This window comes from Streptomyces sp. NPDC023527, from assembly GCF_055560115.1.
In genome coordinates this window covers 402533-417193 of record NZ_JBVHJJ010000001.1, presented here as the reverse complement: position 1 = coordinate 417193, position 14661 = coordinate 402533, and the positions used below count along the sequence as shown (strand labels likewise).

Annotated in this window: 14 protein-coding genes; 2 read left to right on the top strand and 12 right to left on the bottom strand. The window is 72.0% G+C overall.

Annotated elements, in window-relative coordinates; all coding sequences use genetic code 11:
* Positions 1-720: an ABC transporter permease subunit gene (locus tag ACZ303_RS01900; RefSeq protein ID WP_467334041.1), complete on the top strand. Its 720-nt coding sequence runs from the start codon at positions 1-3 to the stop codon at positions 718-720.
* Positions 721-791: 71 nt separating this feature from the next.
* On the opposite strand, the gene ACZ303_RS01895 is transcribed toward ACZ303_RS01900, so the two are convergent.
* From ACZ303_RS01895 to ACZ303_RS01885, 3 genes are all read right to left on the bottom strand, one after another.
* Positions 792-1745 carry an aminoglycoside phosphotransferase family protein gene (locus ACZ303_RS01895; RefSeq protein WP_467334039.1) on the bottom strand — a complete coding sequence of 318 codons (954 nt, stop codon included), beginning with the start codon at positions 1743-1745 and terminating at the stop codon, positions 792-794.
* Between the two features lie 65 nt (positions 1746-1810).
* Positions 1811-3082 (bottom strand): CynX/NimT family MFS transporter, encoded by a 1272-nt coding sequence (locus ACZ303_RS01890; protein ID WP_467334037.1) that lies wholly within the window; start codon positions 3080-3082, stop codon positions 1811-1813.
* A gap of 72 nt (positions 3083-3154) precedes the next feature.
* Entirely contained in the window at positions 3155-3865 is a 711-nt protein-coding gene (locus tag ACZ303_RS01885) for a FadR/GntR family transcriptional regulator (RefSeq protein ID WP_467334035.1), read from the bottom strand.
* Positions 3866-3967: 102 nt separating this feature from the next.
* Between ACZ303_RS01885 and ACZ303_RS01880 the strand changes: the two genes are divergently transcribed.
* Positions 3968-4759, top strand: a complete 792-nt coding sequence (locus tag ACZ303_RS01880) for a rhomboid-like protein (protein ID WP_467334033.1) — start codon at positions 3968-3970, stop codon at positions 4757-4759.
* Here the strand turns inward: ACZ303_RS01880 and ACZ303_RS01875 are convergent.
* The 9 genes from ACZ303_RS01875 to ACZ303_RS01835 all read right to left on the bottom strand — a co-directional run bounded on the left by ACZ303_RS01875 (position 4701) and on the right by ACZ303_RS01835 (position 14548).
* Positions 4701-5510 carry an HAD family hydrolase gene (locus ACZ303_RS01875; RefSeq protein ID WP_467334031.1) on the bottom strand — a complete coding sequence of 270 codons (810 nt, stop codon included), beginning with the start codon at positions 5508-5510 and terminating at the stop codon, positions 4701-4703. The two genes, ACZ303_RS01880 and ACZ303_RS01875, sit on opposite strands and share 59 nt — an antisense overlap.
* Complete coding sequence (gene serS / locus ACZ303_RS01870) at positions 5507-6784, bottom strand: serine--tRNA ligase (RefSeq protein WP_467334029.1); 1278 nt, start codon at positions 6782-6784, stop codon at positions 5507-5509. The genes ACZ303_RS01875 and serS overlap by 4 nt, the downstream gene beginning before the upstream one ends.
* Before the next feature lie 636 nt (positions 6785-7420).
* Positions 7421-8356, bottom strand: a complete 936-nt coding sequence (gene pheA, locus ACZ303_RS01865) for a prephenate dehydratase (RefSeq protein WP_467334027.1) — start codon at positions 8354-8356, stop codon at positions 7421-7423.
* A 191-nt stretch (positions 8357-8547) separates the two neighbouring features.
* Positions 8548-9759, bottom strand: a complete 1212-nt coding sequence (gene efeB, locus ACZ303_RS01860; protein WP_467334599.1) for an iron uptake transporter deferrochelatase/peroxidase subunit — start codon at positions 9757-9759, stop codon at positions 8548-8550.
* 83 nt (positions 9760-9842) lie between these two features.
* A complete protein-coding gene (locus ACZ303_RS01855; protein WP_467334025.1) occupies positions 9843-11717 on the bottom strand; it encodes a copper resistance CopC/CopD family protein in 1875 nt (624 codons plus the stop codon).
* Positions 11718-11723: 6 nt separating this feature from the next.
* The gene (locus tag ACZ303_RS01850) at positions 11724-12200 is read right to left on the bottom strand and encodes a copper chaperone PCu(A)C (protein ID WP_467334024.1); all 477 of its coding nucleotides are present in this window, start codon (positions 12198-12200) and stop codon (positions 11724-11726) included.
* Positions 12200-12853, bottom strand: coding sequence for an SCO family protein (locus ACZ303_RS01845; RefSeq protein WP_467334022.1), 654 nt, complete (start codon positions 12851-12853; stop codon positions 12200-12202). Before ACZ303_RS01845 ends, ACZ303_RS01850 begins: the two co-directional genes overlap by 1 nt.
* A gap of 72 nt (positions 12854-12925) precedes the next feature.
* Entirely contained in the window at positions 12926-13660 is a 735-nt protein-coding gene (locus ACZ303_RS01840; protein WP_467334019.1) for a YcnI family copper-binding membrane protein, read from the bottom strand.
* Positions 13661-13762: 102 nt separating this feature from the next.
* The gene (locus ACZ303_RS01835; RefSeq protein WP_467334017.1) at positions 13763-14548 is read right to left on the bottom strand and encodes a hypothetical protein; all 786 of its coding nucleotides are present in this window, start codon (positions 14546-14548) and stop codon (positions 13763-13765) included.
* Positions 14549-14661 lie beyond the last annotated feature (113 nt).

Below are 14661 nucleotides of genomic sequence, written 5' to 3'. Positions count from 1 at the left end.
ATGTTCAACCCCACCGTCGCCCGGCTCACCTACCGGGGGCTCCTCGGCCGCCGCCGCGCCTTCATCCTCTTCGCGCTGCCCGCCCTGCTGATCGCCATCTCCGTCGTCATCCGCGTGCTGACCGGTGCGGACGACGACACCGCCGGCAATGTCCTGGGCGGCTTCGCGCTCGCCACCATGGTGCCGCTCATCGGTGTCGTCGCCGGCACGGGCGCCATCGGCCCGGAGATCGACGACGGCTCGGTGGTCTATCTCCTCTCCAAGCCCATCAAGCGGCCCACGATCATCTTCACCAAGCTGGTCGTCGCGATCGGTGTCACGGCCGCCTTCTCGGCCGTCCCGACCCTGATCGCGGGCTTCATCCTGAACGGCAACAGCCAGCGGATCGCCGTCGCCTACGCCGTCGCGGCGGCCGTCGCCTCCGTCGCCTACAGCGCGATCTTCCTGCTCCTGGGCACCGTCACCCGGCACGCGGTCGTGGCCGGCCTCGTCTACGCCCTGGTCTGGGAGTCCCTCTTCGGCAGCCTCATCGCCGGCGCCCGCACCCTCAGCGTCCAGCAGTGGTCGCTCGCCCTCGCCCAGAAGATCGGCGCGGACGGCGCCGTCACCGCCGACGTGGGTCTGCCGCTCGCGCTCACCCTGCTGATCGGCGTCACCGCACTGGCGACCTGGTTCGCGGGCCAGAAGCTGCGCGGGCTCACCCTCGCCGGCGAGGAGTGACCGGCAGGTTGTACGGCTGACGCGGAAAGCGCGTGCAGAAGTAAGGGGCGGTCTCCAGGGGAGGCCGCCCCTTACATGCGGGCGGCCTTCAGCGCACGGGCTATCGCCATCTGCTCCGGGGCCAGGGTGACGTCCTCGCCCTCCTCCGCGTCCTCCATCTCCCACAGGGCGTTCTGCAGGACCCGCCCGAGCGTCCAGCGCGCCGCCCGCCGCCGGTCCAGGCCCAGCACCTCGGTCATCAGGTCGAAGCGGCGCAGCACGGCCCGCTCCACGTCACCCGTCGCGACGATGTCGTCCCACCGGTCGTGCAGCGCGGGCAGCAGCTCGAAGCCCGGGTCGCCCACCAGCGGCTTGGGGTCGATGGCCAGCCACGGCTCCCGCGCCGAACCGGGCAGCGGGGCCAGCACGTTCTCGTAATGCAGGTCCCAGTGCAGCAGTCGGTCGCCCGGCTCGCCGACCACGTCCCGTACGGCGTCGGCGCAGTCGGCCACCACCCGGCGCTCGGCGGGATCGGCCAGGCCCGGCAGCGCCGCCGTGACGTCGTCGAGCATCGCGCCCGCGACGTGCCCCAGGGTGCGCAGCCCGGCCGGGGCGGGCGCCTTCAGCAGCCGCGCCAACAGCTCCGAGAGCGTCCGCACCGCCGCTTCGTCGTCCGCCACGGACATCAGCGAGCGCCCGGCGTCCAGCCGCTCCAGCAGCATCGTGCCGGACGCGTCGTCGAGGTCGAGGAGCCCGACGGCGCCGTCACCGCCCCAGGCGCGCAGCGCGGCGGGCTCGCCGACGCTCTCGTCGGTGAGGGGCTGGAGCTTGAGGGCGGCCGGGCTGCCGTCCTCGCGCAGGACGGGCAGGACGAGCGCCACATAGCCGTGCGAGGCGGGACCGTCCGGCCGCAGCCGCCAGTGGTCCAGGAACCGCGCGGCGAGGTCCGGCAGGGCGGCGACCCATCTGCGCCCCGCCTCCCCGTCGAACTCGTCGTGATAGCCGGCGAGCGCGGCGGGGACGGTGATGCGGGAAGGCACGTGCATGACGAACGGACTCCTCACGACGAGTGCGGAGGCTCCCCGGGGGAGCCTCCTGTCACCTCAACGTCTCAGATCTTCCGATCGCGCCCGGCGCCGAGTCCGAGAAAGACCAGACCCGCGCAGGCGACGAGCAGCAGTGCGACCGGCAGTGTCCAGCCGCCCGTCGCCTGGTGGACCGCGCCGATCGCGAACGGCCCGACGGACGCCAGGAGATAGCCCCACGTCTGGGCCATGCCCGACAGTCGCGCGGCCGTGTGCGCGTCGCCCGAGCGCAGCACCATCATCGTCAACGCGAGTCCCAGCGTGCCGCCCTGGGCGACGCCCATCATCGTCGCCCAGACCCACGCGCCCGCCACGGGAGCGAGCAGCAGTCCGGTCGTGCCCGCCGCCATGAGGGCCACGACGCCGACGGCCAGCAGCCGCTGGTCGCGCATCCGCCCGGCCAGGAGGGGCACCACGAACGAGCCGGCCATCTGCACCAGCGTGTAGAAGGCGTAGACGATGCCGGCCTCGCTCTTGCTCATGCCGTTGTCGGTGAAGACGGTCGGCATCCAGGCGATGCAGACATAGGCGATCAGCGACTGCATGCCCATGAACAGGGTGACCTGCCAGGCCAGCGGCGTACGCAGCAACCCGGGTCCGCTGTCGGCGGCGGGCCGGCGCGCGGCGGCAGCCGCCTGGCCGTGGTGGGTGCCCCGGCGCGCGATGACCGCCTGGGGGACCCAGGCGGCCGCCGCGACGGCCGCCAGCAGCGCCCAGGAGACGAGGGAGCCCTGCCAGCCGCCGAGGGCCTCCTCCAGCGGCACGGCGGAGGCGGCGGAGATGGTGGCGCCGAGGATCATCGCGGTGGAGTAGAGCGCGGTCATGCTCGCGGCCCGCTCGGGGAAGTCCCGCTTGATCAGGCCCGGCATCAGGACGTTCAGCAGGGCTATCGCCGTGCCGACGAGCGCGCAGCCGACGAACAGCGCGACGACCGGCGGGGCGACGCGCAGCAGGATGCCGCCGCACAGCAGGAGGAGCGCGCCGCACAGCACCGCCTCGGTGCCCCACCGGCGGGCCAGCTTCGGCGCGACGATCGAGCCGAGGCCCATGAAGACGAGCGGAATGGTCGTCACCAGGCTGCTCGCGGTGGCCGCCAGGTGGAAGTGGTCGCCGATCTCACCGAGCAGCGGCGACACCCCGGCCAGCGCGGCACGCATGTTGAGCGAGGCCAGGACGATGCCGAGCATCACGAGCGCGGGGTGGGCGCGCAGCCGCCGCCGTGCGGCGACGACGGGTGGCGCGGGGGCCAGATCCTCCTCCGCGTCGATCAGTGGTGCTTCGGGCCTCGTCTTTGGCATGGGTGTCTCTCCAAAAGGGGTGTCTGAGAGGTCGGGGAGGGGGGAACCGGCGCCGGCCCGCCGTTGGGAACGTCAGCTGTCGGCGAGCAGGGACTCGACGGCCTGTTTCGGGCGTTCGAGCAGCAGCCGGGCGGCGCGCGCGGCCGCCTCGGGGTCGCCGGACGCGATGGCGTCCAGCAGGTCGTCGTGGTCGCCGTGGTCGATGCGCGGCATCTCCCGGTCGCCGAGCGCGGTGACCAGCGCCTCCCGCACCGAGCTGCTGAACCAGGCGTACGTCGCGGTCAGCGCGCTGTTGTGCGCCGCCTCCACGACCGCCTTGTGGAACTCGACGTCGTGTTCCGCGTAGAGCTCCAGGTTGCCGGAGTCGGGCTGACCTTCGGCGTCCTCGAAGGCCGTCTGGGCCTGGAGTGCGGCCCGCATCCGCTCCAGGTCGGCGGGCTCGTGGCGCAGCGCCGCGAGCCGTGCGGCCTCCACCTCCAGCGCGATCCGCAGCTCCAGCACGTCCCGGACGCCGGCGCGCTGCACCCCGCGCATGATCTCCGCGGGGTCGGCCATGGAGACGACGAACGTGCCCTCGCCCTGCCGTGAGCGGAGCATCCCGGCGTGTACGAGCACCCGTACGGCCTCGCGGACGGTGTTCCGCCCGACCTGGAGCTGTTCGGCGAGCGCGTGCTCGGTCGGGATGCGCTCGCCGACCCGCCACTCGCCGGCGGCGACCTGCGTGCGCAACTGATCCACGACGGTGTCCACCAGGGACTGCCGTCCCGCCGCCCGCAGTGCCATGCCGCTGCTCCTCCGAAGCTCGTCGATGCGCCGAGGTCACTCACCCGGTTGCCCAGTCATCCTACAACTGCACACCGACGCTCCCCGGGCTACCGTCGAGTGGTGAAGGCCGACGTCTCCCGCCTGCGCTCCGGCATACGCTCCTGGGTCCGCACCTCGCCCGGCACCCACATCTGGCTGCTGATCATCGGCGTCACCAGCCTGGTCGTCGCCGCGGCCAGTCAGGACCTGGAGACCTTCCTCCTGCACCGCACCAGCAGCAACATCCACCAGCTGAACAAGCATCCGATGCAGTCGCTGCTGATCAGCGGCTTCTGGATCGAGAACCCGTCGTCGTTCCTGCTCTATGCCGGGCTGTTCGAGCTCGTCCACGCCAATGTCGAGCGCTGGATCGGCACCCTGCGCTGGCTGTTCACCGTCGCCGTCGCGCATGTCGCGGCCACGCTCATCAGCCAACAGGTGGTCCTGATGTCCATCGAGGAGCACTCCCTGCCGCGCTCGATGAAGCACGTGGTCGACATAGGCGTCTCGTACGGACTCGCCGCGGCGGCCGGCATCCTCGCCTACCGCGTGCCCCGGCCCTGGCGGTGGCTCCACCTCACCGCGCTGGTGCTGTTCTTCGCCGTTCCGCTGACCACCGGAGGCACGTACACCGACATCGGCCACGCGATCTCCGTGGCCATCGGGCTGGCCCTCTGGCCGCTCACGAACGGGCGGCCGCCGTGGGACTTCACCCGCACGGCGGATCCCCGTGACCGCGCATCGGAGGGTCGCGACGAAGAGCCGGGAGCCCCTGACGACGATGCGAGGACCCCCGACCTGAAAGGGGGGCTCCTCAGGGGAACAGGCGCTCCAGGACGACCGCGATCCCGTCGTCCTCGTTCGAGTCCGTGATCTCGTCCGCCACGGCCTTCAGCTCGGCGTGGGCGTTGGCCATGGCCACGCCGTGGGCCGCCCAGCCGAACATCGGGACGTCATTGGGCATGTCGCCGAAGGCGATCGTGTCGGCGGCCTTCATGCCCAGCCGGCGGGCGGCCAGCGACAGGCCCGTGGCCTTGCTGAGGCCCAGCGGCAGCAGCTCGACGATGCCGGCGCCCGCCATCGTCACGCCCACCAGGTCGCCGGCGACCGCCCGCGCCACCTCCGCCAGACCGTCGTCGCCGAGGTCCGGGTGCTGGAGGTAGAGCTTGTTCAGGGGCGCGGCCCACAGCTCGCTCGGGTCGGTGATCGGGATGGCCGGCAGCGGGCCCTCCTGGATGCGGTAGCCGGGGCCGACCAGCACCTCGCCGTCCATGCCGTCACGGCTGGCGGCGAGGAAGAGCGGGCCGACCTCCGCCTCGACCTTGGCCAGCGCCAGTCCGGCGAGCTGCCGGTCCAGCGTCACCGACGTCAGCAGTCTGTGCTCGCCGGCGTGGTAAACCTGAGCGCCCTGACCACATACCGCGAGGCCGCGGTAGTCCAGCGTGTCCAGGATGTGCTTGGTCCACGGCACCGACCGGCCGGTGACGATGATGTGCGAGGCACCCGCCGCCGTGACCCGGTCGAGCGCGGCGCGGGTGCGCTCCGAGACGGTGTCGTCGGAGCGCAGCAGCGTGCCGTCGAGGTCGGTCGCGATCAGCCGGTACGGCAGCGTGCTCGGGCTCACTTGGCGAGGGGCTCCAGGATCTCCCGGCCGCCCAGGTACGGACGCAGGACCTCGGGGACGCGGACCGTGCCGTCGGCCTGCTGGTGGTTCTCCAGGATCGCCACGATCGTGCGCGGGACCGCGCACAGGGTGCCGTTGAGGGTCGCCACCGGCTTGACGTTCTTGCCGTCGCGCATCCGGATGGACAGGCGGCGGGACTGGAACTCGTCGCAGTTGGAGGTGGAGGTCAGCTCGCGGTACTTGCCCTGGGTGGGGATCCACGCCTCGCAGTCGAACTTGCGCGAGGCGGAGGAGCCCAGGTCACCCGTGGCGACGTCGATCACCTGGTAGGGCAGCTCCAGGCTGGTCAGCCACTGCTTCTCCCACTCCAGCAGGCGCGCGTGCTCGGCCTCGGCGTCCTCGGGCGCGATGTACGAGAACATCTCGACCTTGTCGAACTGGTGCACGCGGAAGATGCCGCGGGTGTCCTTGCCGTATGTGCCGGCCTCGCGGCGGAAGCACGGCGAGAAGCCGGCGTAGCGCAGCGGCAGCTGCGACGCGTCGAGGATCTCGTCCATGTGGTACGCCGCGAGCGGCACCTCGGACGTGCCGACCAGGTACAGGTCGTCGTTGTCCAGGTGGTAGACGTCCTGGGCGGCCTGGCCGAGGAAGCCGGTGCCCTCCATGGCGCGCGGCTTGACCAGCGCGGGGGTGAGCATCGGCGTGAAGCCGGCGGCGGTGGCCTGGGCGATGGCGGCGTTGACGAGCGCGAGCTCCAGCAGCGCGCCGATACCCGTCAGGTAGTAGAAGCGCGAGCCGGAGACCTTGGCGCCGCGCTCGACGTCGATCGCGCCGAGCGCCTGGCCGAGCTCCAGGTGGTCCTTGGGCTCGAAGCCCTCGGCGGCGAAGTCGCGGGGGGTGCCGACGGTCTCCAGGACGACGAAGTCGTCCTCGCCGCCGCGCGGCACGTCGGGGTGGACGAGATTGCCGATCCGCAGCAGGAGACGCTGCGCCTCGGCGGCGGCCTCGTCCTGCTCGGCGTCGGCGGCCTTGACGGCGGCGGACAGCTCGCCGGCCTTCTTCAGCAGCTCGGCCTTCTCGTCACCGGTGGCCTTGGGGATGAGCTTGCCGAGCGCCTTCTGCTCGGAGCGAAGTTCATCGAAGCGGACGCTGGACGACCTGCGCCGTTCGTCGGCGGAGAGCAGCGCGTCGACGACGTCGACGTCCTCTCCACGGGCGCGCTGGGAGGCGCGCACACGGTCGGGGTCCTCACGAAGCAGGCGAAGGTCAATCACCCCACCAGGCTACCTTCGTGGGCGCGATCGCTCGACGCGATATTCCTCTTCGTTATAGTTTGTCCTGTTTTGAGGGCAGGGAAAAAGACTGTGAATAACGGGCTCGCCCCAGTCGCCGGGGAAAGCCGGGGGAATTCGCGCGCAATTGCCGAAAAGGGGCATAGGGGTGGGGTGTAGCGTCGACACCCCTTACGGCGAGCGGGAGTTGGTGGAGTCGGCGCGGCCCCGTTGTGGCTCGGTTGTCCACAGGTGCCGGAGGTTCCGTTTCTTTGTCCACAGGCTGTGCGTGAAATCTGTGGACACCGGAATCGAACGTTCCACCCGGTTCTGCCCTTATGTCGAGGATTCCTTGGGCAAACATCACTCAGCCACTCATTCGGGTGGTAATGCCTCGCCCTAAAGGGTTGTTCGATGACATTCGACTGACGGGGTGGGGATGCGAGGCCCGTCCGGGCCGCCTAGGTGCTGTGGATGACGACCCTGTAGCTAGAGAGATTTGTCGACCTTGACCGATTCCGGGATCGCCCGGCGGGCCTCGATCTGTCGACTTATCCCCAGCTCGGGAAGAACCTGTGGATAACTTTCCGGATCACGCCAGCGCTCAGATGTGGCTCGCGCGGGTTGTCGTGCGGGCTCTCAGGCCCGCCCGTCCTGGCACCGGGCCAGCCAGTCCGCCGCCGCCATGAACGCGCCGTCCGACGTGGACGGCGGCGTCTCGCCCAGATCGGCCGGGTCCACGCCCGCGCGCGGGTACGAACCGAGGAACCGCACCTTCGGGCAGATCCGCTTCAGCCCCATCAGCGCCTCGCCCACCCGCCGGTCGGTGATGTGCCCCTCCGCGTCGATCGCGAAGCAGTAATTGCCGATGCCCTCACCCGTCGGCCGCGACTGGATGAGCATCAGGTTCACCCCGCGCGTCGCGAACTCCTGGAGCAGCTCCAGCAGCGCGCCCGGGTGGTCGTCGCGCAGCCACACCACCACCGACGTCTTGTCCGCGCCGGTCCGCGCCGCCGGCCGCGCCGGGCGCCCGGCCAGGACGAACCGGGTCTGCGCGTTCTCCGCGTCGTGGATGTCGGTGACCAGCGGCACCAGCCCGTACGTCGCCGCCGCGAACTCTCCCGCGAAGGCCGCGTCGTAGCGCCCCTCCTGCACCAGCCGCGCACCGTCCGCGTTCGACGCCGACGACTCCCACCGCGCCTCCGGCAGATGCGCCGCCAGCCACTTGCGCACCTGCGGCTGCGCGACGGGGTGCCCGGTGACCGTCTTGATGTCGGAGAGCGCGGTTCCGGGGCGTACGAGCAGCGCGAACGCGATCTGGAGCAGCACCTCGCGATAGATCATCAGCGGCGCGCCGGTGGCCAGCTCGTCGAGGGTCGCGGTCACCCCGCCCTCGACGGAGTTCTCGATCGGTACGAGCGCGGCGGCGGCCTCACCGTTGCGCACGGCGTCGAGGGCGGCCGGCACGGAGACCATCGGCACGAGCTCGCGCGTCGCGGCCTCCGGGAGCGTCCGCAGGGCGGCCTCGGTGAAGGTGCCCTCGGGGCCGAGATAGGTGTAGCGGCTGGCCGACATGTTTCCTCCGGAACGGTCCGCGCGTGGGGGCTGTCACGTTACCGTCGGCGAGGTGGGCGTCGAGGTCGGCCTCGGGCCGCGCGGACCGCGCTGCGCGCGGTGTCCTCGATCTCCCCCAGCTACCGCTGGGAGGTTGCCCCCGGACGGGCTCGGTCGTGCGGGCGTCCGCTGTCATCCCAGCCAGCTGAAGATCACCCCTCCAGCAATCGCTGCCCCACATACTCCCCCGCCGCGCACCCGCCCGGCACCGCGAAGAGGCCGCTCGACTCGTGCCGCAGGAAGCGCGAGAGGCCGTCCCCCCGGTCCAGCTTCCGCTGCACCGGGACGAAGCCGCGCCGCGGATCCGCCTGCCAGGCGATGAACAGCAGGCCCGCGTCCGGGGCGCCGTCGTCGCGGAAGCCGTCGTGGTACGAGAACGCCCGCCGCAGCATGGCCGCGCCACGGTTGGACTCCGGAGCCGCCACCCGGATGTGCGCGTCGCCCGCGATCGCCAGCGTGCCGTCCGCGCCGACCTTGTTCAGGTCGACCGGGGTCGTCTCCGTACCGCCCGACAGCGGCGCGCCGTCGGACTTGCGGCGTCCGATCACCCGCTCCTGGCGCTCCAGGGACAGGTGGTCCCAGCTGTCGAGCAGCATCCGGATGCGCCGTACGACCGCGTACGAGCCGCCCGCCATCCAGTCGCCGGAGTCGTCCGGCACGAAGACCCGCGCGGCGAAGTCGGGGTCCGTCGGCTTGGGGTTGTTCGTACCATCGATCTGGCCCATCAGATTGCGCCCGGTCATCGGCTCGGCGGTGGCGCCCGGCGTCCGGTTGAAGCCGTTCATCTGCCAGCGCGGGCGCGCCGCGTCCCCGGCCTGCTTCTGCAGCAGGCGCAGCGCGTGGAAGGCGACGAGCGGGTCGTCGGCGCCGATCTGCACCCACAGGTCGCCCTCGCCGCGTTTGGCGTCCAGCGCGTCACCGGTGAAGGCGGGCAGCGGCTCCAGCGCGGCGGGTCGCTTCGCGGCCAGGCCGGTGCGGTCGAAGAAGGTGCGGCCGAAGCCGAAGGTCACCGTCAGGGACGACGGGCCCGCGTCGAGCGCGATGCCGGTGGTGTCGCCCTTCGGCGCCTCGCCCGCCATCAGCTCCGCCGCCGTCGCCGACCAGCGGCGCAGCAGCGCGGCCGCGGCCTTGCGGTCGGCTCCCGGCGCCAGGTCGAAGGCGAGCAGATGACCGCACGCCTGCGCCGGGTCGGCGATGCCCGGCTGATGTTTCCCGTGAAACGGTACGGAGGCGGCGCCGACCCCGGCCAGTGCGGCCGGCTCCTCGCGTACGGCCCGCGCCGCGAAGGCGCCTCCCGCGCCGCCGACGACGAGCCCCGCCGCACCGGCGGCCCCGGCGGTGCCCAGGAGCCGCCGCCGGCTCATCGCGTGCGTACCGTCCCGCGTACCGTCCTGGCCGTTTCGTTCGTCCCGGCCGTCCCGCTTCGCTTTCACAGCCTGTTCAGCCATCAGTTGATCTTCACGTTCCTGATCTCCGTGATCTGGTCGATGTCGGAGGTCCGTACGGTCAGGGTGAGCTGCCACTCGCCGGCCATGGGCAGCTGGAATCCGGTCGCCTCCCAGCGGCCGGCGGCGAGGCGCTTGAGGGGGGTGCGCAGCGGCCCGATCTCCTTGCGCGTCTCGGTGAAGGAGATGTCGAGCTGCGGTATGTCGACGGGCCGCCCGGCGGCGTCGGTCACGGTCACGGTCACGGTGTTGTCGCCCGTACGCGCCGGGTCGATCCGTACGGCGGCCGTGCCGCGGCCGTTCGTGCCGCCGGTGTCGTACGGGATCCGCACCTCGGCCGGTCCGGAGGCGGCCGTCGCCGCGCGTGCGGCCCCGGCCTCCTTCTGCTCGGTCTCCGCGCGGCCCGGCTGGGTACCGGTGAGCAGCGTGGTGACGACGAGCAGGACGACGGCGACGCCGGTCTCGGCCAGGACGGAACGCCGTAGTCCGCTGCGACCCTCGTCCGCGTCGCGCTGTCGCCGCCCGGCCGCCTTGGTGAGCGCCGCCTGCTGCCGGGCGAGCTGAGCGGCCCGTTCGGGTGAGGTCTCGCCGGCGTTCCTGCCGGTCGGCACCTTCGCGGGAGCGGGAGCCTTGGCCTTCCTCGGCTCCGTACGGTCGGTGAGCCGGCCCGTCCAGCGCCGCGAGACGTAGGCGACCGCGACCAGGACGGCCACCAGACCGGCCTTGATCAGCAACAGCCGCCCGTACTCGGTGCCGGTGAGGGCGTCCCACGAGCCGACCTGCCGCCAGGACTGGTACAGCCCCGTCGCCACCAGCACGCACACCGACGCGAACGCCAGCCGCGAGAAGCGCGCCACGGCCGCCCGGCTGACCGGCCCACCGGCCCACAGCGTGGCCAGCAGCGCCACCAGTCCGCCCAGCCACACCGCGACCCCCAGTAGGTGCAGCACGTCCACAGGCATCGCCAGCCACGTCTGGAGGCCGGCCGAGGCGTGCTCGGCCATCGCCCACGTCGCCGCGAGCCCGGTCGCGACGACCGCGCCGCCGATCCCGAGCCCGTACGCCACGTCCCGGCGCTCCCCGGCCGTGCGGTCGTCGTCCTCGCGGGCGTACGAGCCGAAGAGCACGGCCAGGAAGACGGCCGCCGCGCTCAGCAGCAGCAGCCGCGACAGCAGTGCGGCACCCGGTTTGGTGGACAGCACGTCGCCGAGCAGCGACAGGTCGAGGACGGAACCCGGCCCCTTGCCGCTCGTGTACGCGCCGCGCAGCAGCAGCAACGCGGCCGTGGAGGCGAAGAGCGTGATCCAGCCGCCCACCGCGACCCGCTGCACGGGTCGCGACGAGCGGCACACACCGGCGAAGACGCAGCCGCCGACGAGCAGCGCGAAACCGGCGTACGCCGCGTACCGCGCCGCTCCGTAGAACCCGTCGACGACCGGGTCGATCTCGGTCGTCGCCACCTTCGCCGCCGTCTTCGACGGCGCGCCTATGGAGAAGGTGAAGGCCCCGGCCACCGGGTGGCTGTCCGCCGAGACGGCCTGCCACGCCACGGTGTACGTGCCGTCGGCGATCCCGGCGCGCAGCCCGACGGTCGCGGTGCCGGACTTGCCGTCCGCGTGCGTGGGCCTGCCCTCGTCGACGCGCTCACCGCGCGGGTCGAGGACCCGTACCGAGTCGGCGTTCAGCAGCACCCCCTCGGAGAAGGTGAGCGTCACCCGCTGGGGCGCGGCCGGCACCACCGACCCGTCGGCGGGGTCGGTCGAGGTGAGCGCGGCGTGCGCCGACGCGGTGGCCGCGCCGGGGCCGACCACGCACAGCAGCGCGGCGAGCAGGGTGCCCAGCAGGGGCAGCAGCCGTCCGGTGGTCAGGGTCCTCATCGCACGTCAGTCCTTGGGACGGAACGTCGTGGTCTCGACCGGGACCTTGATCTTGATGGTCCCGGACGTGGCGAAGCGCAGCGTGAACTCCACCTTTTCGCCGACCTTCGGCTTGTGCGTCAGCTTGCCGAGCATCAGGTGCGCACCGCCGCGGGTGAGCTTGAGCTCGCCCTTCGCGGGCACGTCGAGCTTGCCGGCGTGCTTCATCCGGGAGCCCTCGGTGGTGTGCATGGTGATGTCACCGGAGAGCGGGCTGGTGACGGACGTCAGCTGGTCGGCCTTGTCACCGTCGTTCTTGACGGTGAGGTAGGCGGCGGCCATGTCCGGCATCGCGGGCTGCGGCAGATAGGCGCCGCTCACGGACAGCTCGGACCTGTCGGAGGCCAGGGCGTTCTTCTCCGACTGGCATCCGGTGACCAGCAGCAGGCCCCCGGCGAGCAGGAGCGGCAGAACGGCGGCGGTGGCGGCGGTGGACTTGCGCATCACGGGTTCTCCCCCTTGACGATCTTCGGGAGATCTTTGGCGTACTGGGCGGCGGTGGTTTCGGCGGTGTAGACCCAATGGCCGCCGTCGTCCTTCGGCGAGAAGCCGATGACCTGGGCGCCATGGCTGACGGTGATGGAGCCGTCCTTCTCCTTCTTCGGCTTCTCCACGAGGATGCCGAGCGGCTTGGCGGCGGCCTGAATGGTGTCGAACGAGCCGGTCAGGCCGACGATGTCCTTACCGCCCTGGGCGTCGAGCCACTCCCGCATCCGCTTGGGGGTGTCCCGCTCGGGGTCGGTGGTCACGAAGACGATCTTCAGGTTGTTCCGGTCCGCCTCGGGCAGCTTCTTCGCGGCCTCGGCCATGTCGGCGACCACGGTCGAGCAGACGTCGGGGCAGTAGGTGTAGCCGAAGTAGAGCAGGACGGGATGGCCCTTGGTCTCCTTGACCAGCTCGTACTTCTTCTCGGACGTGTCGGTCAGGACCAGGTCCGGTTTGGGGTTCGGCCGGTCCAGGGTGATCGCGGCCTTCTTGGGCGTCGCGGACACGTCGGCCACGGCCTTGTCGCCGCCGTCGCCCGAACCGCCGCCGCAGGCGGTGAGGGTGAGCGCGGCGGCGGTGGCCAGCGCCACGCCGAGGATCTTGGTGCGCATGGAGCTTCTTCTCCAGGGGTCGGTGGTACGGGGGCGGCGGCACGTCGGCCGCCGCCCCGGCAGGGCCGTGCGTCAGGCGGTCGGGCGGCGGCGGCCGGCGAGCACGCCGAAGGCGACACCCGCGACACCGACGACGATGCCGACGACGCCGAGGACACGGGCGGTGGTGTCGGAGCCGGAGTCGCTCTTGTCGGAGGACGCCGCCTGCGCGCTGTTCTCGTCCGCCTTCTTGTCGTCCGCCTTCTTACCGGCGTCCGCGGCACCGGCCTTCGCGACGAGCTTCAGCGTCGGCGCCGGGTGCTCGGCCTCCCCGCCGCCAGGCTTGGACGGGTCGATCCAGCGCACGACGTCGTCGTCGGAGTAGGTCTGGAGCGCCTTGAAGACCAGCTGGTCGGCGTCGGTCGGCAGCTGGCCGACCGACAGCGGGAACTGCTGGAACTGACCCGGCTCGATCTTGCCGCCGGACCAGGTGATCTTGCTGACGGCCTCGTCGATCGTCTTGCCGTGCGACTGGAGCGGCTTGTCGAGCTTGCTCTTCTCGACCTTCACCTCCCAGCCGGGCACGGGCTGCACCGTCACCGAGGACAGCGGGTGCTCGGGGTCGAGGGTGACCTCCAGCTTCACCGTGGAGGCGTCGTTCTTCTCGTTCGGCACCTTGAAGGCGATGGTGCTGTAACCGCCCTTCTCGGCGGTGCCCGGCTGCACGCTGACGTGCGCGAAGGCGGGCCCCGCGAGCAGCAGGACCGTTCCGGCGGCGATGCCGCCGACGAGGGGGAGACGGCGAAGGCGAGCGGTGTTGGCGTTCATGGGGACACTCCAGAGGCAGGAGGGGACGAAGGGGATGCGTTGTGCGCGTGCGGCGACAGCGCGACCGCCCTTCCGCCCGAAATGCCGGAGTGCGTCGCGTGGTCAGGCCGCGAGGGCGAAAGGCGGCGGTCCCCGCCGGATCACGACGTGCTGGAGCACCGGCTCGACCGCCGGGCGCTCCTCGTCCCCGTACCGGCCCCTGGCCGGCGCCACGGGCCCACCGCCGGTGCGGTCCCACAGGGCGCGTACGAGCGTGAGGGCGGAGCGCAGCGCGCGTACGAGCGCGGCCTCGGCGAACCCACGGGCCGAGCGCTCCGACAGCCCGACCATCCGCCACAGCGCCGCGTCACCGCGCCGCAGCAGCCAGCCCGCGGCCAGCGCGGCGAGCAGGTGGCCGAGCAGCATCGGCAGCGAGGGCGGCAGGACGCCCAGCGCGGACAGCGGCGACGCCGGCGCGGGCGCCGTCGGCATGGGGTGCGCGGACGGGTCGAGCCCGGCGTCGGTGATGACGCGCCGGGCCTCCGTCGCGGACATCGGATGCGGTGGGTTGCAGATCAGCTTCGCGGCGAAGGTGATCAGCCGGCCCTCGGAACCCGCCTGGCGCGGGGTCACCCCGGCGTCGTGCTGGCCGAGCCCGAAGAGCGTGTGCAGCGCGAGCTGCCCGGCGGCCAGCGCGGCCGCGATGCCCGGCAGCGAGCGCTCCCGCCCGGCCAGCGGCACCGCGATCGCGAACACGGCCGCGAAGCCCGCGCCCAGCGTCCACAGCGGGACGCTCGCGCAGGAGGCCAGCACATGCCCGCCCGCGGACAGCAGAACACAGACCGCGGTGAAGACCGCGGCCCGTAGCAGTCGCAGATCGGCGCCGGCGCGCGCGACAGGGTGAGGCATGGCTGCGCCATCATCCCACCGGGCTCACACCTTCCCTACGGCAGGGGGCGACCGATCGCCACCCGACGGGGGCGTACCGGCGCACGACGGGAACACCCCCATACACCGATGCA